We start from the raw sequence: 23,075 nt of genomic DNA, 5'->3' as shown, positions 1-23,075 counted from the left end.
ATCGCGTTCACCGGGCTCTCCCTGGACGTTCACCTGAACGAAGGGAACCCATGTCTTCCGAGCCGCCCGCCGCGCCCCTCCCGTTCCTCGGGCTCGGCAACGAGGACGCGCTGCACGCCCTCGCCGACGCCCTCCCGGACGGCCTCTTCACGACGGACGTCGCGGGCCGCATCACGTTCTGGAACCGCGCCGCGGAGCGGATCACGGGCTGGTCCCTGCACGAGGCGCTCGGCCGCGACTGCTCGCTCCTCGCCGGCGACGCCGTGAACGGCTGCTCGTGCGGCGCGGGGCCGATCCGGTGCGGGATGGTGGAGCGCGAGCGGACGTCGAAGACGTGCACGGTCCGCGCGAAGGACGGGCGCCTGCTCACGATCGTGAAGAACGCGGTCCCGCTGTTCGCGCCGGACGGCAGGGCGGTCGGTGCGCTCGAGTCGTTCACCGACGCCGGGATCGCGGACGCGCGGCCGCGACCGTCGCCGGCCGAGGGGGCGGGACAGGGGCTCCTCGGCGACCACCCGGCGATGGGCGAGCTCCGGCGCACGATCGCGCTCGTGGCGCGCTCCAGCGCCACGGTGATGATCCAGGGCGAGAGCGGCTCGGGGAAGGAGCGGGTCGCGGAGGCGATCCACGGGAGCAGTCCGCGCGCGGCCGGGCCGTTCGTGCGGGTGAACTGCTCGGCGCTCAACGAGAGCCTCCTCGAGAGCGAGCTGTTCGGCCACGTGAAGGGCGCCTTCACCGGGGCGATGCGCGACCGCCGCGGCCGGTTCCAGGAGGCGGACGGCGGCACGCTGCTCCTCGACGAGATCGGTGACGTCTCCCCGGTCGTGCAGGTGAAGCTCCTCCGCGTCATCGAGCAGCGCGAGATCGAGCGGGTGGGGGACTCCTCGCCGGTGCCGGTCGACGTGCGCCTCGTCTGCGCGACGCACCGCGACCTGAAGGCGCTCGTCGAGGCCGGGCGGTTCCGGGCGGATCTCTACTTCCGGCTCGCCGTCTTCCCGCTCCGCGTGCCGCCGCTCCGCGAGCACCTCGAGGATCTCCCCGTCATCGCCGACGCGTTCCTCGCGCGCCGCGCGCCGCGGGCGGACGGCAGCCCCCGGCGGCTGCTCCCGGCCGCGGTCGCGGCGCTGTCCGCGTGCACCTGGCCCGGGAACGTCCGCGAGCTGCAGAACGTCCTCGAGTTCGCCGCGCTCCAGGCCGGTGACGGCGACGTCGACGTCGCGCACCTCCCGCCGGAGCTGCGCGCGGTCGCGGCGCCGCCCGCTGCGCGGCGCCCGGGCGTGCCGTCCCCCGACGAGCTCCGCGCGGCGCTGGAAGGAACGGGCTGGAACCGCGCCGCCGCCGCGCGCCGGCTCGGGATCTCCCGGGTCACGCTCTGGAAGCACCTGAAGCGGCTCGGCCTCGACGGGCCGCCGCGCGCGTGACGCTCACCCGTCGAGCGCCGGGGCCTCCGGTTCGGCCCTAGCAGCCGCCCCGGTCCTGCCGGTCGACCTTCTCCGCGCCACCCGGGCGCGGTCGAGGCATGCCTCAGGTGGAGACGCCGAGCCTCGGCAGGATCACCGACTGCAGCAGGACCCAGCCGGCCAGGAACAGGATCATCGAGACGAGATCGGTCATGAAGCTCACATCCCCGGCAGGCGCGGAATGCGCCGCAGCTTCGACAGCTTGAAGTACGCGCCCCAGCCCTGCTTCAGCCAGTGCCCGACGACCGGCAGCGGGACGAGCTGCTGTCGCTCCGCGTCGCGGTGGACATACGCGGCGCCGTTCCCCATGTCGAGGAGGCAGGTGATCCCGATCTCCGGGAGGTAGCTGGCCCGCTCCGCACGGCCGGCCTCGACCGCGGCGATGTTCGTCGCCGCGACGCGCGCCATCACCTCGGCGAGGTGGCCCTGCTTCGCCCGCCACTCCGGGCCCTCGAGCGCCGCGGCGTCCCCGATCGCCCAGACGTTCTCGTGGCCGTGGACGGCGCAGCCGCCGTCGATCCGGACGAAGCCCGCCTCGTTCGTCGGCAGGTCGGAGGCCTTCACGACCGGGTGCCCGTCACCGGCCGGGAGGAAGACGACCAGGTCCGCGTCGAGGCGCGAGCCGTCCTCGAACGAGACGCCCTCCGGCGCGAACCCGGCGATCTTCTTGCCGGCGCGGAGCGCGATCCCGCGCCGGCCGAACATCTCCTGGATGGCGGCGACGGCCTTGTCGCCCATCCGCGCGCCGGGGCTCGCCATCGGCGCGAAGAACGTCAGCTCGAAGCGATCGCGGACCCCGCGCCGCCTGAGCAGCGTGTCCACGTTGAACATGAGCTCGAACACCGGACCGCCGCGGACCGCCGACGGATCCTTCGGGTTCCCGCCGAACCCCATCGCGATCCGGCCCGCGCCCTTCGCGATCAGCGCGTCGAGCGCGTCGTGCAGCCGGACCGCGTTCTCGGGCGCGCCGCCGAGCGAGTGCGTGTGCTCGACGCCCTTCGGGCGGAGCCGCTCGCCGCCGAGCGCGACGACCAGGTGATCGCCCGAGAGCGTCCGGCCCCCGACGACCGCCTCGCGGCGAGCGCCCGAGACCGCCTCGACCGCGCCCTCGACGAACGCGAACCCGTGGCGCCGGGCCACCTCCCCGAGGTCGAGGCAGACCTCCGGGAACGCCCGCTCGCCGGTCGCGACCCAGATCGAGGTCGGGTAGACGAACAGGTAGGGGCGATTCGAGACGAGGGTGACGTCGAGCCCGGCCTTCCGCAGCTGGATGGCGGACTCGAGGGCGGCGAAGCCGCCGCCGAGGACGAGGACGTGCCTGGCCATGCCCGTTGAGAGCCTCTGGCGGGCGGAAAGGGTCGCGAACCGTTCCGGCCCGGCCGTGCTCTCGTAAGATGGACCCGGAGGCCGGGATGAGCGTTCGAGCAGGCGAGGCGGCGGAGCAGGCGGGGACCCCGGTGGGGCAGCCGCGCCGGGGCGTTCCGCGGCTCCTCTGGACCGCGCTCGCGGCTCTCGCCGGCGCGGGAATCGGCGCGGCCTACGCCCACTTCGTGGGCTGCCGCACCGGGACCTGCCCCCTCACGTCGAACGTCTGGATCGCATCGCTCTACGGCGGCGGAGTCGGCGCGCTGATCGGCCTGCCGAGCCGGCGGGCCGTGCCGGGCCGAACCGGGCCGTCCGGCGGATGACGCACGGTCACGCCGCGGGCCGGACCTCGCGCCCCGCGCCAGGGCCCTGCACCGCGGCCGCGGCCCCGAGCGGACCCGGCGGACGCACGGAGCGGTCGAGCCGGTGCGCGAGGTCGTTCAGCGCGCGCGCGTCCGTCGCGATGCGCCGCGTCCCCACCATCGTCTCCTCCGTCGCGAGGTAGATCTCGTTCATCGCCTTCAGCACCTGGTCGATGCCGTGGTCCTGCTGCTGCGCCACGAGCGCGATGTCCTTCGCGGCCTTCGACGAGTCGCGCAGGGCGGCGGCGAGCCGGTGGATGGTCGCGCCGGTCATCGCCGCCACCTTCGCGCCCGCCTCGGCGCGGAGCGCGCCGTGCTCCGCCGCCGTGACCGCCGCGATCATCGCCGCGTCGACCTCGCCGAGGATGTGCTTCACCTGCCCGGCCGCGCGCTTGGCCTCGTCCGCGTGCTGCCGCATTGCCTCGACGATCTTCGCGAACCCCTGGACGGCGGGGTTCCGCTCCACCTCGGCGACCGCGCGCGCGGCGAGCCGCTGCGATTGGTCCGAGACGTAGTTCACCACCGAGGCCACGTCGAAGATGTCCCGCATCCGGGCGCTCAGCCCCCGGACGGCGGTCGAGAGCCCGCGGGTGACGTCCGCGAGGTCCACCATCTCCCCCGTCGCGCGCTCGACCGCGCGGAGCCCGTCGTCCGAGCACCGCTGCGAGGACTCGGCGAGGCCCACGACGGTCTCGGCCGTGAGCGCGGACTGGGCGGCCGTGTGGCCGAGCTGTCCCATGGTCGCGGTCGTCTCGCGGACGGAGGCGGCGGTCTCCGTGGTGAGGGAGCTGAACGACGAGACCGTCGCGAGCAGGTCCTGCGCGGCCGTGAAGAGCTCCTGGGCGGTCCGCGCGAACGCCACCTTCTTCGCGTCCTCCGCGGCGAGGAGCGCGTCCTGCCGCTTGCCGGCGAGGGCCGCGAAGAGCCCGAGGAAGACCGGCGCCGTATCGATGATCCACAGGAGCGGCATCGCCTGCGCCCGCGCCAGCCTCGCGCCGAAGCCGGGGGCGCTCACGTCGAAGGCGGCCTGGAGGAGGGTCCCGCCGAGCGGAAAGAACAGGCCGAACAGCAACCCGTAAAGCGCGTATCTCCTGCGGTTCATGACCGTCTCCCCGGGGCGCAGCGATCCGCGCTGTTGCGCAGGCGCCTCTCGACCGTGCGTTCTAGCGCGCGCGGCCTGGCTCGCGACACGAGTCCGCGAGCGGACGGCGATGTGTCGCAGGGACGGCGGCGGAGGTTCCGCCCGCGGTCGGGATCGGAACGCGGGCGTCAGCCCCCGGCGCGCGCCGGGGGCCGCTCGCCGTCAGCGCAGGTACTTCTGCGCCGCGAGCGCGGCGATCGTCCCGTCGGCGACGGCGGTCGTGATCTGCCGGAAGCGCTTCACCCGGATGTCGCCGGCGGCGTAGAGGCCCGGCACCTTCGTCTCCATCCCGTCCGTCGTCTCGACGTACCCGCCGGGCGCGAGCTCGACGTACCGCGCCAGCAGGTCGGTGCGGGGCACCATCCCGATGAAGACGAAGACGCCGTCCGTCCGGAGCTGCTTCCGCTCCTTCGTCCGGAGCTCCTCCACCTCGAGGCGCTCGAGGGCGGTCTCGCCGTGGAAGCCGCGCGGCTCGTGCCCGAAGAGGACGCGGATCTTCGGGTTCGAGAGCGCCTCCTGCGCCGACGAAGGCTCGGCCTGGAACTCGTGGAACTGGTGGACGATGGTCACGCTCCGCGCGAACTGCGTGAGGAACAGCGACTCCTCGACCGCGGAGTTCCCGCCGCCGATCACGTGGATGTCCTTCCCCTCGAAGTAAGCGCCGTCGCAGGTCGCGCAGTACGAGATCCCGCGACCCTTGAAGACGTCCTCGCCGGGCACGCCGAGCGGGCGCGGCTTCGCGCCGGTGGCGACGATGACGGCGCGCGCCTCGATCGTCTCCTCCTCGTCGAGCTCGAGGGTCTTCACCGGGCCGGCGAGGTCGTGCGCCGTGATCTCGACGGCGCGGCGGATCCTCGCGCCGAAGCGCTCGGCCTGGGCCGCGAACGCCGCCGCGAGCTCCGATCCCTTGATGTCCTCGGGGAACCCCGGATAGTTCGAGACCTTGTGCGTGGTCTTCACCTGCCCGCCGGGGATGCTCTCGTCGACGACCAGCGTGCGGAGCCGGGCGCGGGCGGCGTAGATGGCGGCGGTGAGGCCGGCGGGCCCCGCTCCGATGACGACGACGTCGTGACGTTCGGCCATGGGATCCCCCCGCTACGCGAGCAGCGACTCGACGGTGGCCTTCAGGGCGGAGCGCTTGATGTCCTCCCCGCTCATCCGCTGCGCCACCTCGCGGCCGCCGCGGAAGAACAGCAGGGTGGGGCTGCCGCTGACGCCGAGCCGGGTCGCGAGCTCGCGGTTCCCCTGCCGGAAGATCTTGAGGAAGCGCACCTTCCCGGCGAACTGCTCCGCGACGGCTTCGTACTTGGGCGCGAGCGCCTCGCACGGCGGGCACTCGGTGGAGAAGAAGTCGAGCACCACCGGCGTCTCGGCGCCGAGCACCTTGCGGTCGTAGTCGGTGGCGGCGATCTCCTCGACGAACGTGGACATCTGGACCTCCAGGTTCAGACCGCTCCGGGGCCGGGCGAGCCGGCCGGGAGCGGGAAAGGGTGGAGAGAGGCGGGGACGGAGCCCCGCGGTGCTTCAGTCGTGGCAGCCCGACACGAGCCGGGACGCCTTCGCACAGCACTGCGCCGCCTTCTCCGGTGCGCAGCACGTCTTCTTGAGCGTGGTGAGGAGCTTCATCGCGCTCTCCTTCATCGTTCGAGGTGGGACTCGAGCTTCTGCTTCAGGGCGCGCGCCGCATCGCAGTCCTCGCACGGTGCGTCGGGCTTCACCGCGTGGGTCTGGCAGGTCGCGAGGCAGTTGCCGAGCGACTGCACCAGGATCCGGACCTCCTTGGCGGACAGGTCCAGATGCATCGGTCCAGCGAGGGAAGTCATGGTCTCCTCCAGGAAGGTGCCGACGATCCTCGCGCCGTCCGGTACGAGCCGTCCGGGAGAGATCGGGTTCGCGGCACGGCGCCGCACCGGGCCACGAGGAGGCACCCAGGGGCCGATCGGGCGTCGGGACGCCGCGGCGAGGGCTCAGCGCGCCGGGCGCGGGTGGAACGGACACCGGTCCGCGAGGCACTCCGCGTTCAGGCCGCCGAACGTGCACGGCTCGCCGCGCCCGCCGAGCGCGACCCCGAGGTGCTCGCGCGCGAAGCGGACGAGGGCGAGGAGCACGAGCCAGGTGTCGCGCTTGCAGCAGCGGGGGCCGCCCACGCGGGAAACGACGTCGAGCGCCCGGGCCGTGGCGGCGTTGGCGAGGCGCCAGGGCTGCGTCGAGAGCGGCGTCGCGCCGGTCGCGAGGCTCACGGCGATGCCGGCGCCGATGGCCGCGCCGCACGCGCCCTGGAACCCGCAGAAGCCGCCCGCGACGGGATCCGAGCGCCGGCGTGCCTCGGCGACGAGGCGGGGCTTCTCGCCGGGCTCGCCGCGCGCGTTGGCGAGCGCCGCGAGGAAGGCGGCGGGGACGAGGAGGTGGTGCTCCGGCCCGTGCATCTTCAGCTTCGGGTGTCGCATCAGCTCGCGGGAGATCGCGAGCGGGTCGGTGCTCGCCGTCCCGGCGCAGGCCCGCTCGATCACGTCCTTCGCGGACGCGGAGTGGCAGGTGTCGCACACGAAGTGCCCGGCGCGGCAGCGCGCGGTGCTCAGGGCGGGCGCGCCGCAGCCCACGCACGCCATCGGCTCGGCGGCCGCGAGGTACTCGAGCGCCGCCCCGCACACGAGGCACCCGCTGCGATGCTCCGGCGCGAGGAGGCTCATGTGTCGAGGCCGTGGTACCGCGCGCCGATCCCGTACAGCTCCACGACGGGCCGGCAGTCCGGCGCGAGCGGCGTCGCGGCCTGATCCCAGGCGATGGCGCCGCACCCGCCGCCACAGACCGGCGCGAGAGCGCAGGCGCGGCAGCGCGGGATGGTGAGCGTGCTCCGGTTCCGCCACGCGCCGATCGCCGCCTTGTCGAGGACGATCTCCGGGTGGAAGCGGCCGAGCACGTGGGCGGGGTGGCCGACGGTCGCGGTGCAGCCGTAGACGCTCCCGTCCGGTCCGAACGCCCACTCCTTCTTCGTCGCGGGGCAGGCGTCGAAGTTCGGCGCCGGGAGCTCGCCCGTCTCGGCGAGGTGGCCGAGGCCGTGGAACCGCGGCCGGTGGAACCTCCGGAGGATGGGGTGCGCCTCGGCGAGCTCGAGGTACCGCGCCCACAGCTCGACGCGATCGAAGAGGTCCTCGCGGCGCTGCCGCGACGCGCAGCCGAACAGCTCGTAGTTGCGGCCGACCTGCGTCTTGAACCGGGAGGCCGGCAGCTCGAGCCACCCCTTCGCCGCGGCGAGCTCGGCGAGGGCGGGCAGCGCGGGGAGGTTCCGGCGATCGGCCACCACCCGGAGGTTCACCGGGATCCCCGCGGCCACGAGCCCCTCGATCCCGGCGACCACGCGGTCGAAGGTGCCGCCGCCGCTCGCGTGGGGGCGGCGGGCGTCGTGGACGGGCCGGGGGCCGTCGAGCGTGACCTGCACCTCCTTCACCGGTCCGGCGGCGAGCGCCGGGAGGAACGCCTCCAGATCGAAGCCGTTCGTCACGACGGCGATCTCGAGGCCGCGCCGCGCCGCGCCGTCGAGGTACCTCCCGATCCGGTCGTGGTGGGCCGGGGTGTCCCGGAGCGGCTCGCCGCCGAACAGCGTCACGTACGGCCGCGGCGCGTCGGCCGCGTGCCGCGCGTCGACGTACGCGAAGAACGCGTCGATCACCTCGGGCGCGACGAGCGCGCGGGCGGCCGGATCGAACGGCTCCTGGTAGCAGTAGGTGCAGGCGAGGTTGCAGCCGAAGCCCGGGACGACGACGAGCTGCGTGGGTGTCCGGGCCGCCTCCATCGCCCAGTCGGCCCGCGCCCGCGCCTCGAGCGCGCGGTCCTCGTCCTCCGAGTCGACGACGAACGCGGCCGCCCGCAGCGTCTCCTCCGGCAAGGCTGGCGGGAGCGCGCCGCCGCCGGCGAGCCCGGCGAGCGCGGCCGCGTCCTCGGCGGCGACGACCGCGGCCTGGCCCGAGAGCGGCTGGACGAGGAGCGCCCGGGCGGTCCCGGGGATCGGCGCGACGATGGTGGACCGCGAGAGCCGCATCGAGACCTCGGGAGCCGCTACGGGCGCATGCCCGCGACGGTGATGGAGAGGATGCGGACCCCGCCGCGCTCGTACGGCGCCGAGCGCCGGAGGACGGACACGTCCGCGAGGCCCGCGCCCGCGATCGCCGCGAGGTAGTCGGCCTCGGGGATCGCGCCGCCGTAGCACGCCGCCCAGGCGGCGGGATCGCCGCGGACCGCGTCAGGCAGGGGGCGCTCGGAGACGACGTCCGCGACGACGAACCGTCCACCGGGCCGGAGCAGGCGCCGGATCTCGCGGTACACCGCCGGCTTGTCCGGAGCGTGGTTGATGGCGCAGCTCGAGACCACGGCGTCGGCGGCCCCGTCGGGGAGGGGGACCGCGGCGAGATCCCCGAGCAGGAAGCGGATGCGGTGGCGGTCCGCTGAAGGCGCGCGCGCCGCGGCGATCATCGCGGGGCTCGAGTCGACGCCGATCGCGACGCCGCGGTCGCCGACCGCCGCCGCGGCGCGGAGCACGTCGCCCCCGCGCCCGCACCCGAGGTCGACGACGGTCTCGCCGTCCCGGAGCGCCGCGAGCTCGAGCACGCTGCCGCACGACAGCGACTGCGTCGTCGCCGCGAGGGCGCCGTAGCGCGTCTCGAGCGCGCGCTGGAGGTCCGCCGGAGGCGGGGGATCACCGGGAAGGGCCACGTGGAGGAGTCTCCCTCTCCAGGGAGCCACGAGGAAGCGGAAGGATTCGGCGCTGGCGCGGGGGCGCACGCGAACCTCGGCGACCCCGCCGGGCTCCCACCGTCGCGCCGCGCCGTCGCGCGGCCCGAGGAGGGACCCATGGTCCTGTCGACGACGATCGCGGTGCTGCTCGCGGCCGCGCCGGTGAACGCTCCGGCCGAGTTCAGGGTGGTGGACGCGCCCGAGGTGCACGCGCTGCTCGTCGGCGGGAGGGCCGTCGTCGTCGACGTGCGCTCGCCGCAGGAGTACGCGGAGGCCCACATCCCGGGCGCGCTCGGGATCCCCGCGGACCGGATCACGGCGCAGTCCGCGGCGCTGCCGCGCGACCGGGCGACGCCGGTCGTCTTCTACTGCCGCGGCATGGGTTGAAGCCTCTCCCGCTCGGCCGCGGTCGCGGCCGTCGCGCTCGGCTACCGCAACGTGCTCGTCTACCAGGCCGGCATGCCGGACTGGCTGAGCCGCGGGTATCCGGTCGTGAGGGGCTGACGGCGAGCGGCCGGCGCGCCTCGCGGCCCGCGGGCCGGCGCCGGCGGCCCCGCGGTGCCGAACCGGAGCGCGGCGCCCCGGCTCGCACCGGGCACACGTCCCACGTTGAGGGAGGTCCGCGATGCTCGCGTTCCAGCCTGCCGGCGCGTGCGAGGCCGTCCGCTCGCAGCTCTCGGAGTACCTCGACCGCGAGCTCGGCCCGGACGAGCGCGCGCACGTGACGCTCCACCTCGCGGCGTGCGCCGCGTGCGCCCGCGTCGCGCTGGAGCTGGCGCTCGTCGTCGGCGCCCTGCACCAGCTCTCCGCGCTGCGCAGCCCGAGCGGCCGCGCGTGAGGCGCGCGGCCGGGTGCGGCGCCTCAAGCCCGCTCGGACGCCAGGAAGCGCCGGAGCGCCTCGCGAACGGAGCGCTCCACCGGCGCGGGCACCGGGGCCGCGCCGAGCTGCCGGCACGTCGCGAGCGTCTGCCGCAGCGCCTCGCACCGACCGCGGCAGGCGTCGCACCGCTCGAGGTGCTCCTGGAGCTCGGCGCAGGCCGCCTCGTCGATCTCGCCCTCGAGCCGGCGCGAGAACATCGCGACCACGTCCCGGCACCCCTCGGGCGCCGGCGCGGGCGTCCCTGCCGCGTCCGTGGGCTCGAGGACCGGCGCGAGCTGCTCGCGCACGGCGACCCGCGCCCGGTGCAGCCGGCTCTTCACGGCCTCCACGCTGATCCCGAGCACCTCGGCGACCTCGGGGGCGGAGAGCCCCTCCACGTCGCGGAGCACCAGGACCTCGCGGTACATGGGCTCGAGCGCGCCGATCGCCGCGTCGAGCGCCTCGCGGAGCTGCCGGCCGGCGAAGGCCTCCTCCGGGCCGCGCCGCTGATCGCGCACCGCCGCGACCGCCTCGGGGTCCGCGTCGAGCGAGTGAACCTGCTCGGGGGCGAACTTGCTCGTGCGCCGCTTCTTGATGCAGAAGCTCCGGGCGATCGTGTAGAGCCACGTCGAGACCGAGGACGCGCCGCGAAACTCCGGCAGCGTCCGCGCAGCGGCGAGCAGCGTCTCCTGGAGGACGTCCTTCGCGTCCTCCTGCTCGCGGCACATCTTCATGCCGAAGCGGAACACGGCGCCCTCGTGGTTCCGGAGGAGCTTCTCCAGCGCTGCGCGGTCCCCATTCCGGGCCGCCGCGACCAGCTGCTGATCCGTCTCGCTCATACCTCATCCGTAACGCAGGTGGGGCGTACGCACCAGGGGGGCGAGGGGCTCCACCGGTCGCGGCGCGTCGTCGCACGACGGGCGCGACCGGGGCGAGAGCCCGCGTCGCGGAGATCGGTTCGGGCGCGGGCGCAGCGGGGCCGCACGGAAACGTTCCGGCTCGTCGCGGCTCGTATCGCCCGTGACCGACCGGACCGCCACCACCCGTCACCTCGCGCGCGCGGCGTTGCTCGCCGCGGCGCTCGCTCCCTCGCTCGTCCACGCCGCGCCCGTCACCATCGAGGAGGCGATCCGCGCCGCATGGAGCGGCAACCCCGCGCTCCGCGCCTCCGCCTCTCAGGTCGAGGCGGCGCGCGCCGACGCCGCCCGCGCCCGCGACGCCCGCCTGCCGACGCTGTCCCTCGCGGCGCGCGGCGTCAGGACCGACGAGCCCATGATGGCGTTCGGACTGAAGCTCGATCAGGGCCAGATCACGGCCGCGGACTTCGACCCGGCGCGCCTGAACGACCCCGCCGCGATCGGGGCGTGGGGCGCGGGCGCGACGCTGTCCGTGCCGGTGTACGCGGGAGGCCGCCTGGTCGCGGGGCAGCGGGCGGCCGGCGCGGCCGCGAACGCGGAGGCCGCGGATCATACGAGGCGCCGCATGGAGATGGCGGCGTCCGTCGTCGAGGCTTACTTCGGCGCGCAGGCAGCGGACGAGGGGCTCCGGTACGCCGACGATCTCCTCGCGCACGCGACCGAGACGGAGCGGTTCGTGCGCGAGCGGAACGCGCAGGGGCTCGCGCTCGACGCGGACCTGGCGCGCGCGTCCGCGTTCCGCGCGCAGGCGGAGGCGGAGCGTGCGGCCGCGGCGCAGCGCCGGGCCTCGGTCCGCTCCGCGCTCGCGCTGATCGCCGGCGACGACGTCGCCGCCGCGGAGCTGGCGACCCCCATCGAGGCGCTGCCGCCGCTGCCGCCGCGGGAGGAGACGAGCGTCGCGGCCCGGCCGGATCTCGAGGCGGCGCGGCTCCGACGGGACGCCGCGGAGTCGGGCGTCACCGCGGCGCGCGGCGCGCTCCTGCCCTCCGTGTTCCTGCAGGCGAGCGCCGAGGGGCTGCGCACGGGCGATCTCTCGCACGGGAACGCGTGGACCACGTTCGGGGTGATGGCGCGCTGGGACCTCTCGCTCGGCGACGCCGAGGGCACGCGCGCCGCGCGGGCGCGCGCCCGGGCCGCGGCGGACGCGCTCGTCTGGCGCGAGCGGGAGGCGGCGCGCGACGTCTCCGAGGCCTGGCTCGCCGTCGACACCGCCGCGGCGCGGGTCCGCGCCGCGCAGGAGGCGGTCGCGGCCTCCGAGTCCGCCCGGACGCTCCGCTCGGCGCGCCACCGCGAGGGCCTGCTGCCGCTCACCGACGTCCTGGACGCCGAGGCCGGCCTCGCCGGCGCCCGCGCGCTCCTCCTCGCGAGCCGGGTCGAGGCCCGCCTCGCGCGCGCGCGCCTCGCGCTCGCGCTCCACCACCCCATCGAAGGACTGATGCCATGACGAGCTCTCTCTCGACCCTCACCGCGCTCGCGCTCGTGCTCGCGGCCCCCCTCCAGGCGCGCGCCGAGGGCGCGGATCCGGTGCCGGCGCCGGCGCGGGTGCGGGCGGTCCGGCCCGGCGCCGCCGGGGGCGGCGCGCTCGTCCCCGCGAGCGTCGTCTCCGTCCGCCGCGCCACGCTCGCGACGCGCGTCGCCGCCACCGTGCGCGCCGTGAACGTCCGCGAGGGCGAGCGCGTCCGCGAGGGCCAGGTCCTCGTCTCGCTGTCCGACGACGACGTGCGCGGCGCGCTCGGCGCCGCCGAGAGCGCGCTCTTCGCCGCGTCGGCCCACGAGCGCCGGATCCGCACCCTCGCCGCGGCGCGGGCGGCGACCCCGTCGGAGCTCGAGCAGGCCGGCGCGCAGCGGTCCCAGGCCGAGGCGGCGGTCGCCTCGGCGCGGGCCACGCTGGCGTACACGCAGGTCCGCGCGCCGTTCGACGGCACGGTCCAGGCCCGCCGCGTGGAGCCCGGGGATCTCGTCGGCCCAGGCCAGCCCATGCTGGAGCTCGAGGGGAAGGCGCTCGAGCTCGTCGCGAGCCTCTCCGAGGCGGAGGCGCGCGGCGTCGCCGTGGGGAGCGCGCTACCGTTCCAGGCCGGCGCGGTGCGCGGCGAGGCGGTCGTCACCGCGCTCACGCCGGGCGGCGACCCGGTCTCGCACCGCCGGGGCCTGCGCGCGCAGGTCCGGAAGGCGGACGGCGAGCTGCGGTCCGGCGACTTCGCGCGGCTCGTGCTCCCGGTCGGCGAGGGCGGCGGCGCCGCGACCTGGCTGCCGCGGACCGCGCTCGTCGAGCGGGGCGATCTCACCGGCGTCTTCGTCGCGAGCGGCGGGCGCGCCGAGCTCCGGTGGATCTCCGTCGGCGAGCAGGCCGGGGACGCCGTCGCGGTCCGGGCCGGCCTCGCGCCGGGCGACGTCGTGGTCGACGCTCCCGGCGCGCTCCGGGACGGTCAGCCGGTGGAGGTGCTCCCATGACGCGCGAGGCGCCGCTCGGGATCGCGGGCCGCGTCGCGCGGCCGTTCCTCCGCTCCAAGCTCACCCCGGTCATCATCGTCGCGTCGATCCTCCTCGGCGTCCTGGCGGTCGTCCTCACGCCGCGCGAGGAGGAGCCGCAGATCGTCGTCCCGATGGTGGACGTGATCCTGCCCTACCCGGGCGCCACGCCGGGCGAGGTCGAGAGCCAGCTCGTGACGCCGCTGGAGCGGCGGCTCTGGGGCATCCCCGGCGTCGAGTACCTGTACAGCACGAGCCGGTCGGGGGTGGGGTTCATCACCGTCCGGTTCAAGGTGAACGAGCCGCTCGAGCCGAGCCTGGTGAAGGTCCACCAGGAGCTCGGCGCGCACCCGGAGCTCCGGCCCGCCGGCGCGCTGCCGCCGACCGTGCGCGCGCTCACGATCGACGACGTCCCCTTCCTCACCGTCACGCTGCACGCGGCGGAGCCGCTCCCCGCGGGCGCGCTCCGGACGCTCGCCGAGGAGGTGGCGCGCCAGCTCTCGGACGTCCCGCGCACCGCGCAGGTCGGCGTCGTCGGCGGCGCGCGGCGGGTGATCCGGGTGGAGCCGGATCCCGACCGGCTCCGGACGCTGGCGGTGTCGGTGCCGGAGCTCGACGGCGCGGTGCGATCGGCGCAGGCGCAGCTCCCGGCGGGCGACCTGGTGGCGGACGGCCGCCGCGTCGCGGTCGAGGCGCGCGGCTTCGCGCTCTCCGCCGCCGAGCTCGGCCGCGTCGTGGTGGCGGTCCGCGGCGGGCGGCCGATCTACGTCGAGGACGTCGCGCGCGTCGTCGACGGGCCGGAGGCGGAGCCGCCCGTGGTGCTCACCGCCTCGAAGGAGCGCCCCGCCTTCGAGCAGGCCGCGAGCATCGTCGTCGCGAAGCGGCCCGGGACCAACGCGACCGAGCTTGCGGACGCCGTGATCGCGAAGCTCGGGACGCTCCGCGGGCGGCTCATCCCCGCGTCGGTCGACGCGACCGTGACCCGGAACTACGGCGAGACGGCCGCGGAGAAGTCGAACGAGCTCATCGAGCACCTGCTCATCGCGACGCTCTCGGTCGTCGCCCTCATCCTGCTCGCGATGGGCTGGCGCTCGGCCCTGGTCGTGGCGGTGGCGGTGCCGGTGACGCTCGCGCTCACCCTGGTTCTCACGTACCTGAACGGCTACACGCTGAACCGGGTCACGCTGTTCGCGCTGATCTTCTCCATCGGCATCCTGGTGGACGACGCGATCGTCGTGGTCGAGAACATCCACCGGCACATGTACCTCCCCGGTCCGCGGCGGAGCTTCTCGCGGATCGTGCTCGACGCGGTGGACGAGGTCGGGAACCCGACGATCCTCGCGACCGTGGCGGTGATCGCCGCGATCCTGCCGATGGCGCTCGTCCGGGGGCTCATGGGGCCGTACATGCGCCCGATCCCCGTGGGCGCCAGCGTCGCGATGGTCTTCTCGCTCGTGATCGCGTTCGTGGTGAGCCCGTGGGCCGCGATCCGGATCTTCAAGCACGAGGCGCACCTCCCGGAGACCGACGCCACCGGCCTGCACCCCGGCGACCCGGAGCGCGACGGGCCGGAGCCGCTCCAGGACCTCCCCTCCGCGCACCCCGAGACCGCGCCCGATGGGCGCCTCGCCCGGGCGGACCGGCGCGTGATCCGGTGGCTGCTCGGCTCGGCGAAGGTGCGGCTCGGCTTCCTCGCCGCCGTGGGCGTCCTGCTCCTCGCGGCGGTCGCGCTGCTCGGGCTCGGCGTGGTGAAGGTGAAGATGCTCCCCTTCGACAACAAGCGGGAGTTCCAGGTGCAGCTCGATCTCCCCGCCGGCACGGCGCGGGAGGGCGCGCTCGCCCTCGGGCAGAAGGTCGCCCGGAGGCTGCTGCAGGAGCCCGAGGTCGAGAGCGTCCAGGTCCACTCGCGCGTCGCAGCGCCGTTCACGTTCGTCGGCATGGTCCGGCACAGCTTCATGCGCGACGCGCCCGAGCAGGTGGACCTCCAGGTCAACCTCGTCGCGAAGGGCGACCGGAAGGCGTCGAGCCACCAGCTCGCCGTTCGCGTCCGGCCCGAGATCGAGCGGCTCGCCGCGCCGGACCAGGCGCGGGTGAAGGTCGTCGAGATCCCGCCGGGCCCGCCCGTCCTCGCGACGCTCGTCGCGGAGATCTACGGCCCGAGCGCGGCGGAGCGCGACCGGATCGCCGGCCAGGTGAGGGACGCCTTCCGCGCCGTCGACGGCGTGGTGGACGTCGACTCGACCCTGAACCCCACGACGCCGCAGCTCCTGCTCGCCGTGGATCGGGAGAAGGCGGCGCTCCACGGGGTCCAGCCCGCGCACGTCGTGCAGACGCTCGGGGCGGCCGGCTACGGCGACACGGTGGGCACGTTCCACGGCGCTCGCGGCGCGGCGCAGGTGCCTGTCGTGCTCCAGCTCTCGACCGCGGCGCGGAGCCGGATCGAGACCCTCCTCGCGCTCACCGTGCCGGGCGCCCGTGGCCCGGTGCCGCTCTCGGAGCTCGTCCACGTCGAGGCGGCGCGCGAGGCGCCCGAGATCCAGCACAAGAACCTGATGCCGGTCGCCTACGTCACCGGGGACCTGGCCGGCGCCATCGAGAGCCCGCTGTACGCGCTCCTCGCCCTCGAGAAGAGAATGGCGGGGATCCGCTCCGACTCGGGCGAGGTCATCCCGCGCTTCGGCCTCCAGCACCCGTCCGACACGGAGCGGCCGGCGATCAAGTGGGACGGTGAGTGGCACATCACGCTCGAGGTCTTCCGCGACCTCGGCCTCGCCTTCGCGGCGGTGATGCTCCTCATCTACGTCCTGATGGTCGGGTGGTTCCAGAGCTTCACCCTGCCGGTCGTGATCCTCGCGCCCATCCCGCTGTCCCTGGTCGGCATCCTCCCGGCCCACGGGCTGCTCGGGACGTTCTTCACCGCGACCAGCATGATCGGGTTCATCGCGGGCGCCGGGATCGTGGTGCGGAACAGCATCATCCTCGTGGACTTCGCCGAGCTGAAGCTCCGCGAGGGCATGCCGCTCGCCGCGGCGGTCGAGGAGGCGGTGCTCGTGCGCTTCCGTCCGATGGCTCTCACCGCGCTCGCGGTCATCGTCGGGAGCGCCGTCATGCTCGCGGACCCCATCTTCCAGGGGCTCGCGGTCGCGCTCATGGCGGGCGCGGTCGCCGCGACCCTGCTGTCGCGGTACGCGGTGCCGGTGCTCTACTTCATGCTGGCGCGGCGCGGCCGGGCCGCCGAGCTGCAGCGGGAAGGCGCCCTCGCGCGCGCGGAGGCGGAGGCGGAGGCGAGCGCGCTGCGCGCGGTCGCGACGCTTCACACCAACGCGGGGTAGGGCAAGGTGGTCCGATCGCCCGGGCGAAGGGTGCGCAGCACGAACCCTTCGCCGCCCGGGCGGCTCTCATCGAGCGCACGACCGCGCAGTACGCGCTGGCGGCGCAAACCTCGAGGAGCCATGACCACCGAACGCATCGTCCGGATCTTCGCCGGAGCCTTCGTCCTCACCTCGCTCGCCCTCGGGGTCGACGCGAGCCCGCTGTTCGTCAGCCCCCGTTTCCTCTGGGTCACGGTCTTCGTCGGCGCGAACCTGCTCCAGAGCGGGTTCACGCGGTTCTGCCCGCTCGAGATCGTGCTCCGGAGGGCGGGCGTGCCCGCGACCGGCCAGGACCGGGCGAACGCGGCGGAGGACGTCGGCAGCCCTGCCGCCTGATCCCCGCGCGGACCGTTCGAAGGACGCGGCGATCCTTCCGCGAGGTCCCTGGCGGATCCACGGGCGCCGCGCTCCCGGCGTGCACGTGCATGCGCCACCCCAAGGTGGTTGCAGGCCGAGGCATGCACCCTGCGGTCGTCGGGTCGCACGCCCGAGCACGGTGCGAGCCGGGCCGTCAGGCGCCGGTCGGGGGCTCGTGTCAGATCCGCGCCGCTGCGCGGTCCATGAGTGGCGGGCGCCACGAACCGCCCGGGAGGAGACCCATCATGACCCCGACCACTTCCCTGCGCACCCCGGGCAGCCGTGAGGCGGAGGCCTCGCGCACGCGCTCCCGGTCGCGGATCCTGCGCGTGGTCACCGCGACGCTCGCGGTGCTCGTCGGCGCCGCGCTGCTCACCGACGCGGCGATGGCGCTCGGCAGCCGCATGAAGGTCGACTGGACGGGCGCGCCCGAGACCGCGACCTCGGGTAGCTGAAGCAGGCGAGCCATCGCCACCGCTCGACGGCGCGGGCCCCGCTCGACGGCGCGTGCCGCGCGGGTCCCGTCTCACGGGCACGACGCGTCGGCGCCGGATCCCCCCCCCCCCGGCGCCGACGTCGCCGCGTTCGCGCAGCGCGGATCGCAGCGGACGCGATCACCGTACGCCGCTCGTCAGATCCGCCTCCGGGCGCAGTCCACCCACCGGGCGCCACCGACGCGAGCGCCCGGGAGGAGACCGATGACCCCGAACCCCACGCTCCGGAGCCCAGCGCCGGCATCCACGGCGCGGACCGTCGCCAGCGCCGTCCTGGCGGCGCTGCTCGTGCTCGCCGGAACGGCGCTGCTCGCGGACGAGGTCGCCGCCGCCGGCAGGCGGACGGGCGTCACCTGGACGAGCGCGCTCGAGGTCGGCGTCGCTCCGGGCGGGTGACTCCGAAGGGAGGTCGTCCGTGCCGGGCGACGCTGGCCGCCCCACCGTCCGCGCCGGCTCGACGACGCGTGCCGCGTGGGGACCTTGACGCCGCAGCCCTCGCCCGCGAATACGGGCTCATGACGTTCGACGTCGCAGCGGAGTCCTACGACCGGTACATCGGCCGGTACTCGCGGGCGCTCGCGCCGCGCTTTCTCGCGTTCGCGGGCGTCTCCGCCGGCCCGGTCCTCGACGTCGGCTGCGGGCCGGGGAGCCTCACCGCCGTCCTCGCCGCACGCCTCGGCGCGTCGAGCGTCGCAGCCGTCGATCTCTCCGAGCCGTTCGTGGCGGCCTGCCGCGCGCGAGTCCCGGGAGCCGACGTCCGCCGCGCGTCTGCGGAGGCCCTCCCGTTCGCCGACGCGGTCTTCGGCGCCGCCCTCTCGCAGCTCGTGCTGTCGCTCGTGCCGGACGCGGGCCGCGTGGTCGCCGAGATGGCCCGTGTCGTCCGGCCCGGCGGCGTCGTCGCGGCGTGCACGTTCGAGGCGAGCGGGTTCGCGCTGGTCCGGACGTTCTGGGAGGCCGCGCTCCGGCTCGACCCGTCCGCGCCCGACGATGCGCGGCTGCCGCTCCGCCGGCTGCCGGAGCTCGCGGAGCGCTGGGCTCGCGCCGGACTGCGCGACCTCGCGACGGAGGTGATCGAGGTCGACGCCTCGTACGCGGACTTCGACGACTACTGGTCGCCGTTCGCGTTCGGGATCGGCCCGGCCGCGGGGTACCTCGCGGCACAGCCGGAGCGCCGTCGGGCAGCGATCCGCGACGCTTGCTTCGAGCTCCTCGGCCGGCCGGCGGGTACGTTCTCGCTCCGGGCGCGCGCGCTCGCGATCAGGGGCCTCGTCTGACGGGCGCCTCCTGCGCCGGTGGCGCCTACCCGGGCGCCAGGCACGGCTCTCGGTCGGGGCGCTGCTCCGCTGCTCACGGCGGCGGCGGCGCCACCTCCGCCTGCGCCGCCCGCGCGGCCAGCGCCTCTCCGTCCCGGATCCACTCCGGCGCGTCCGGATCACCGGTGCGGGCACGCGCGAGCGCGACCCCGCGCTCCGCGGCGGCGCGCCCCTCCGCCGGCGAACCCGTCGCGACGAGCGCCTCCGCGAGCGCGAGCGTGTTCGGCGGGTACGCCGGTGCGAGCGCCACGGCGCGCCGCGCGGCCTCCAGCCCGGCCTCCGGATCGCCGGGGCCGAGCGGCCACGCCGGCGCGCGGACGAGGACGATGGCGAGGACGCGTGCCGGTCCGGCGTCGTCGAGCGTCGGCTCGGCCGCCGCGGCGCGCCGGAGGTGCTCGACCATCTTCTTGAGCCCGTCGAGCGCGGTCCCGCGCCGTTCGCGCGCCTGCATCCCGAGCGCGAGCGCGAGCGCGTAGTCGCACCGCGCGCTCGCCGGCGCGCGCGCGACGCAGGCCTGGCCCGCGTCGAGCGCCGAGGCCGCGAGCGCGCCCCGGTCCGCGCCGCGCTCGTGGTCGATCCGCCAGATCCTCGTCTCGACGGCGCCGGCGAGGCCGTCGACGCCGGACGGGTCCGCCGCCGCGGCCGCGAGGAACAGCGCCTCCGCCTTCCGGACCTGCTCCACGTCGGGGCGGCGCGCGAACCTCGTCCGCGCCTCCTCGAGGAGCGCCGCCGCGCTCGGGGCCGCCTCGCCGCCCCGCGGCGCGGACGGCGCCGGCTCGGCGCCGGCGGGCGCGGGCGCCGCCTTGGGCGGCGCGCGGAGCGCCGGCGCGCAGGAGACGGCGATCGCGAGGACCAGCAGCATCCGCCTCACCGGGCCGCTCCCGACCCGAGGCTGCGGATCGCCTCGCGAGCCGCTGCGTCGAGCGGCGCGAGCCGCTCCATCCGGAGCCCCTGGAGCGCGGCCGCCCCCTCGGGCACGCCGGGCAGGGCGAGGAACGCCTTCTCGAGGGCGCGCCAGCGCGCGGCCGGGAGCCGGTCGCCCACCGTCACGACGACTCCGGAGGGGAGCGGCGCCGAGCGCGCGATCACCTCCAGGTCGTTCGCGAACGGCAGCGATGGGAGCGCCGCGGCCTGCGTCCCGTCGAGCAGCACGGCGATCGGCTCGCCGCTCGCGGCCTTGCGGAGCGCGGACAGGACCTGCGAGGACTCGACGATGCGCACGTCGTCGGGCAGGCGGCCCCAGCCGGCGAGCGCCGCCCGGACGAACGCGGGCGCGTATCCCGCGGTCGAGGTCACCGTGAACCCCGCCAGCGCCGGCGGCGTCGCGACGCGACCGCGCTTCGCCACGAGCGACCAGACCTCGACGGGCTCCCGCGCGCCCTGGGTCACGACCGCGAGCCGCGGCTCGAGCCGCAGCGCGGCCCCGTGCTTCACGAGGAACGGCAGCGGCACGAGCGCGACCGCGGCGTCCTTCTCGGCGAGCCGCGCGACCCCGTCGCGCTCGGTCGGCTCGTACACGGCCGCGAGGGCCTCCGCGGGCCAGCCGGCCGCTCGCGCCGCGGCGGCGGCGAGCGCGTCCATGTTGGGCTGCGCCTCGGCGGGCGTCCCGGGGTAGCCGGGCGCGCACGCGACCAGGGTGACGCGGGGCTGCGGCGCGCGCACCGGACCCGCGGCGAGCAGGAGTGCAACTGCGACCGCAGAGCGCATCGGGCGAGCTTAACCCCTCGCGCGGGGCCGGCAACCGCGAAGATCGGGTCGCGGCGCTCGACCGCTGGTAACCTTCCGTGACGATGCCTCGACCCTCCCGCGTGGTCGCCGTCTTCCGGCGGATCATCTCGCTGCGCGGCCCGATCCTGGCCGCCGCCGCGGTCGCGAGCTGCGCCGCCGCCGTTCTCGCCACGCGCATCCCGTCGGACGCCGCCATCGAGCGGCTGCTCGTGCCGTCGGATCCCGACTACGTCGCGACGCGCGCGTTCCACCAGGTGTTCCCGGAGGGGCAGGTCGTGCTGCTGCTCCTCGAGGCGGACGACCCGTACGCGCCGGCGGTCCTCGCCGAGGTCGGGCGGGTGGAGGAGGCGCTCCGGGCCGTGCCGGGCGTGACGCCGGTCTCCGCCCTCGACGTCTACCGACGCGCGCACGCGGCGTTCACGCCGGACGCCTCCGGCGCGGCCGCGTTCCGCCGGTTCGCGACGGGGGCCGACCTGTTCCGGCGGCAGGGGCTGGTCGGGGGTCGGTTCCTGGCGATCGCGGTCGCGTTCGACGCGGCCGGCCCCGCCGAGCGCGACGCCGCCCTCGACCGCATCGACGCCGCGGTGGCGCGGGCACGGACGGGGGCGGCACGCGCGATCCGCAAGGTCGGCGGCCCCTACGTCCAGTCCTGGATCGAGCGGCAGACGGGCGAGGCGTCCGTCCGTTATTTCCCGATCTTCGGGCTCCTCGTGGTCGGGATCGCGCTCTTCCTGTACCGCTCGTGGCGCTCGCTCCTCGCGCTCCTGCTCGCGCTCGGCGCGGCGGTCGCCCTCGCGGTCGGGGCCGGCAAGCTGCTCGGGTTCGCGTTCACCGTGGTGTCGGCGCTCGTGCCGCTCACGGTGATGGTGACGGCGCTCGCGTCGCTCGTGTACATCCACTCGCGCTTCGTCGACCAGCCGCCGGGCGTGGACGTCGACCAGCACCAGCTCGACGCCCTCGCGAACAAGTTCCTCCCGGTCACGGCCTCGACCGTGGCGGCGGTGCTCGGGTTCGCGGCGCTGGCGGTGTCGCCGATCCGTCCGGTGCGGGAGATGGGCATCTGGACGGCGGTCGGGCTCGCGCTGTCGTGGGTGGTGGCGTTCACCGTCTTCCCGGGCCTCCAGCGGGCGCTCCGGACGCCGACCGGCCGCACGGTGGCGGTGCGCGCGCGGGCGTACGACGCGCTCGCGGCGGCGGTCCCCGGGTTCACCTGGCGCTGGCGCCGGCCACTCCTCGTGGTCGCGCTCGCGCTCGCGGCGGGAGGGCTCGTCGCGCTCCTGGGAGTGCCCGGCCGGCTCGCACCGATGCGCGTGGGACTCGACGAGCTCGACTACGTCGATCCCGACCTCGCCATCCACAAGGACCTGGTCTTCTTCCAGAACAACGTCTCGGGCCTCGACGTCGCGCGCGTCTGGATCCGGACGGCGCCCGGCGCGGTGACCGATCCCGAGGTGCTCCGCGGGCTCGAGCGATTCACGAAGGCCATCGAGGCGCTCCCGCGGGTGAACGTCGTCGTCGGCCCGACGACCTTCCTCCGGATGCGCCGGTACCTCGCCGGCCAGGAGCCGGCGCTCCCGGACGATCCGGCCGCCTTCGCCCGCGCGGCGTCCGACGTCGAGCAGCTGCTGCTCACGGAGCCCGAGCTGCGCGGTTTCGTCGACGTGGGGACGCTGTCCAACGCGCAGCTCACGGTCACCTTCGACTCGGTGGACGAGGCGGGGTACCGCGCCCTCGCGGACCGGATCCGCGCTGCCTGGGCGCGCACCGTCGCCGGCGATCCGGCGTTCCGGGGCGCCTCGATGCAGGTGGTCGGCGAGGCGCTCCTCCAGGCGAAGGTGGGCGCGAGCCTGGTCCCGACGCTCACCCAGAGCTTCGCCCTCACCGCGGCGCTCATCGTGGTCGCCTTCCTGTTCGTGTTCCGGAGCGCCTCGGCCCGGCTGCTCGCGATGATCCCCTCCGTGTTCGCCATCCTCGTCACCTTCCTCGGGATGCGGCTGTTCGGCGGGACCCTGAACGTCGCGACGATCCTCATCGCGACGACGGTCCTCGGTACCACCGAGAACGATCAGATCCACTTCTTCCACCACCTGCACGAGGGGGAGGGGCCGGCGGGCCTCGACGGCGCGCTCCGCCACACGCTCCGGGTGTCGGGGCGGGCGATCGTGTTCGCGACGCTCATCAACGCCGCCGGCTTCCTCGGGCTCGCGCTCTCGCGCTTCCCCCCCATCCGGCAGTTCGGGGTCATCACGGCGAGCGCCTTCCTGCTCGCGATGGTCGCGGACTTCACCGCGCTGCCCGCAGCCCTCTGGATCCTCCGCCGGGAGCGGCCCCGCGGCCCGGGCGACGGTCCGGCCTCGCGCTGAGGTCCCGCAGGACGGACACGGGCGGGGACCGTCGTCCTCCCGGCGAGCCGCCACGCGTACGGTCAGTCAACACGCTCGACGGAGAGGCCGCCAGCTGCTCCTGGAGGGCTGCCCCGTTCACCGGCGCGGCGAGAGCCTAAGATCA

Annotated in this window: 23 protein-coding genes; 12 read left to right on the top strand and 11 right to left on the bottom strand. The window is 75.6% G+C overall.

Annotated elements, in window-relative coordinates; all coding sequences use genetic code 11:
* The first annotated feature begins 50 nt into the window (after positions 1 to 50).
* Positions 51 to 1,421 carry a sigma-54 interaction domain-containing protein gene (locus tag AMOR_RS06275; RefSeq protein ID WP_248359730.1) on the top strand — a complete coding sequence of 457 codons (1,371 nt, stop codon included), beginning with the start codon at positions 51 to 53 and terminating at the stop codon, positions 1,419 to 1,421.
* A gap of 198 nt (positions 1,422 to 1,619) precedes the next feature.
* On the opposite strand, the gene AMOR_RS06270 is transcribed toward AMOR_RS06275, so the two are convergent.
* A complete protein-coding gene (locus tag AMOR_RS06270) occupies positions 1,620 to 2,786 on the bottom strand; it encodes an NAD(P)/FAD-dependent oxidoreductase (protein WP_248359727.1) in 1,167 nt (388 codons plus the stop codon).
* A gap of 86 nt (positions 2,787 to 2,872) precedes the next feature.
* On the opposite strand from AMOR_RS06270, the gene AMOR_RS06265 reads away from it, so the two are divergent.
* Positions 2,873 to 3,148: a DUF6132 family protein gene (locus AMOR_RS06265; protein WP_248359725.1), complete on the top strand. Its 276-nt coding sequence runs from the start codon at positions 2,873 to 2,875 to the stop codon at positions 3,146 to 3,148.
* A gap of 7 nt (positions 3,149 to 3,155) precedes the next feature.
* Here AMOR_RS06265 and AMOR_RS06260 read toward each other — a convergent pair whose 3' ends face one another.
* The 7 genes from AMOR_RS06260 to AMOR_RS06230 all read right to left on the bottom strand — a co-directional run bounded on the left by AMOR_RS06260 (position 3,156) and on the right by AMOR_RS06230 (position 9,038).
* Positions 3,156 to 4,289, bottom strand: coding sequence for a methyl-accepting chemotaxis protein (locus AMOR_RS06260; RefSeq protein WP_248359722.1), 1,134 nt, complete (start codon positions 4,287 to 4,289; stop codon positions 3,156 to 3,158).
* A gap of 201 nt (positions 4,290 to 4,490) precedes the next feature.
* Positions 4,491 to 5,411, bottom strand: coding sequence for a thioredoxin-disulfide reductase (gene trxB, locus AMOR_RS06255; protein WP_248359720.1), 921 nt, complete (start codon positions 5,409 to 5,411; stop codon positions 4,491 to 4,493).
* Between the two features lie 12 nt (positions 5,412 to 5,423).
* Entirely contained in the window at positions 5,424 to 5,759 is a 336-nt protein-coding gene (locus tag AMOR_RS06250; protein ID WP_248359718.1) for a thioredoxin family protein, read from the bottom strand.
* A gap of 206 nt (positions 5,760 to 5,965) precedes the next feature.
* Positions 5,966 to 6,151: a hypothetical protein gene (locus AMOR_RS06245; protein WP_248359717.1), complete on the bottom strand. Its 186-nt coding sequence runs from the start codon at positions 6,149 to 6,151 to the stop codon at positions 5,966 to 5,968.
* Between the two features lie 144 nt (positions 6,152 to 6,295).
* Complete coding sequence (locus AMOR_RS06240) at positions 6,296 to 7,018, bottom strand: DUF5714 domain-containing protein (protein WP_248359715.1); 723 nt, start codon at positions 7,016 to 7,018, stop codon at positions 6,296 to 6,298.
* Positions 7,015 to 8,367, bottom strand: coding sequence for a radical SAM/SPASM domain-containing protein (locus AMOR_RS06235; RefSeq protein WP_248359713.1), 1,353 nt, complete (start codon positions 8,365 to 8,367; stop codon positions 7,015 to 7,017). Before AMOR_RS06235 ends, AMOR_RS06240 begins: the two co-directional genes overlap by 4 nt.
* A gap of 17 nt (positions 8,368 to 8,384) precedes the next feature.
* Positions 8,385 to 9,038, bottom strand: a complete 654-nt coding sequence (locus tag AMOR_RS06230) for a methyltransferase domain-containing protein (RefSeq protein WP_248359711.1) — start codon at positions 9,036 to 9,038, stop codon at positions 8,385 to 8,387.
* Between the two features lie 138 nt (positions 9,039 to 9,176).
* Between AMOR_RS06230 and AMOR_RS06225 the strand changes: the two genes are divergently transcribed.
* Entirely contained in the window at positions 9,177 to 9,446 is a 270-nt protein-coding gene (locus AMOR_RS06225; protein ID WP_248359709.1) for a rhodanese-like domain-containing protein, read from the top strand.
* A 238-nt stretch (positions 9,447 to 9,684) separates the two neighbouring features.
* Positions 9,685 to 9,897 (top strand): zf-HC2 domain-containing protein, encoded by a 213-nt coding sequence (locus AMOR_RS06220; RefSeq protein WP_248359704.1) that lies wholly within the window; start codon positions 9,685 to 9,687, stop codon positions 9,895 to 9,897.
* Between the two features lie 23 nt (positions 9,898 to 9,920).
* Here the strand turns inward: AMOR_RS06220 and AMOR_RS06215 are convergent, their stop codons facing one another.
* A complete protein-coding gene (locus AMOR_RS06215; protein WP_248359701.1) occupies positions 9,921 to 10,757 on the bottom strand; it encodes a sigma-70 family RNA polymerase sigma factor in 837 nt (278 codons plus the stop codon).
* Between the two features lie 181 nt (positions 10,758 to 10,938).
* On the opposite strand from AMOR_RS06215, the gene AMOR_RS06210 reads away from it, so the two are divergent.
* From AMOR_RS06210 to AMOR_RS06180, 7 genes are all read left to right on the top strand, one after another.
* Positions 10,939 to 12,279, top strand: a complete 1,341-nt coding sequence (locus AMOR_RS06210) for a TolC family protein (protein ID WP_248359698.1) — start codon at positions 10,939 to 10,941, stop codon at positions 12,277 to 12,279.
* On the top strand, positions 12,276 to 13,286 hold the full coding sequence (locus AMOR_RS06205) for an efflux RND transporter periplasmic adaptor subunit (RefSeq protein WP_248359695.1): 1,011 nt from the start codon (positions 12,276 to 12,278) through the stop codon (positions 13,284 to 13,286). The genes AMOR_RS06210 and AMOR_RS06205 overlap by 4 nt, the downstream gene beginning before the upstream one ends.
* Positions 13,283 to 16,636 (top strand): efflux RND transporter permease subunit, encoded by a 3,354-nt coding sequence (locus AMOR_RS06200; RefSeq protein WP_248359692.1) that lies wholly within the window; start codon positions 13,283 to 13,285, stop codon positions 16,634 to 16,636. Before AMOR_RS06205 ends, AMOR_RS06200 begins: the two co-directional genes overlap by 4 nt.
* Before the next feature lie 120 nt (positions 16,637 to 16,756).
* Positions 16,757 to 17,011, top strand: coding sequence for a YgaP family membrane protein (locus AMOR_RS06195; RefSeq protein ID WP_248359689.1), 255 nt, complete (start codon positions 16,757 to 16,759; stop codon positions 17,009 to 17,011).
* 266 nt (positions 17,012 to 17,277) lie between these two features.
* Positions 17,278 to 17,487: a hypothetical protein gene (locus tag AMOR_RS06190; protein ID WP_248359684.1), complete on the top strand. Its 210-nt coding sequence runs from the start codon at positions 17,278 to 17,280 to the stop codon at positions 17,485 to 17,487.
* Positions 17,488 to 17,730: 243 nt separating this feature from the next.
* Positions 17,731 to 17,922 (top strand): hypothetical protein, encoded by a 192-nt coding sequence (locus AMOR_RS06185; protein WP_248359682.1) that lies wholly within the window; start codon positions 17,731 to 17,733, stop codon positions 17,920 to 17,922.
* A gap of 119 nt (positions 17,923 to 18,041) precedes the next feature.
* Positions 18,042 to 18,800 carry a class I SAM-dependent methyltransferase gene (locus tag AMOR_RS06180; protein ID WP_248359679.1) on the top strand — a complete coding sequence of 253 codons (759 nt, stop codon included), beginning with the start codon at positions 18,042 to 18,044 and terminating at the stop codon, positions 18,798 to 18,800.
* Positions 18,801 to 18,873: 73 nt separating this feature from the next.
* Here AMOR_RS06180 and AMOR_RS06175 read toward each other — a convergent pair whose 3' ends face one another.
* Together AMOR_RS06175 and AMOR_RS06170 are read right to left on the bottom strand one after the other, a co-directional pair.
* Positions 18,874 to 19,701 (bottom strand): tetratricopeptide repeat protein, encoded by an 828-nt coding sequence (locus tag AMOR_RS06175; RefSeq protein WP_248359676.1) that lies wholly within the window; start codon positions 19,699 to 19,701, stop codon positions 18,874 to 18,876.
* A gap of 5 nt (positions 19,702 to 19,706) precedes the next feature.
* Positions 19,707 to 20,546, bottom strand: coding sequence for a substrate-binding domain-containing protein (locus AMOR_RS06170; RefSeq protein ID WP_248359674.1), 840 nt, complete (start codon positions 20,544 to 20,546; stop codon positions 19,707 to 19,709).
* A gap of 83 nt (positions 20,547 to 20,629) precedes the next feature.
* Between AMOR_RS06170 and AMOR_RS06165 the strand changes: the two genes are divergently transcribed.
* Complete coding sequence (locus tag AMOR_RS06165; protein WP_263009837.1) at positions 20,630 to 22,930, top strand: efflux RND transporter permease subunit; 2,301 nt, start codon at positions 20,630 to 20,632, stop codon at positions 22,928 to 22,930.
* Positions 22,931 to 23,075: the final 145 nt, after the last annotated feature.

The sequence above is a fragment of the Anaeromyxobacter oryzae genome, from assembly GCF_023169945.1.
GTDB lineage: Bacteria > Myxococcota > Myxococcia > Myxococcales > Anaeromyxobacteraceae > Anaeromyxobacter > Anaeromyxobacter oryzae.
The sequence above is the reverse complement of the archived record's forward strand: the minus strand, read 5'-3'. Positions and strand labels throughout refer to the sequence as shown.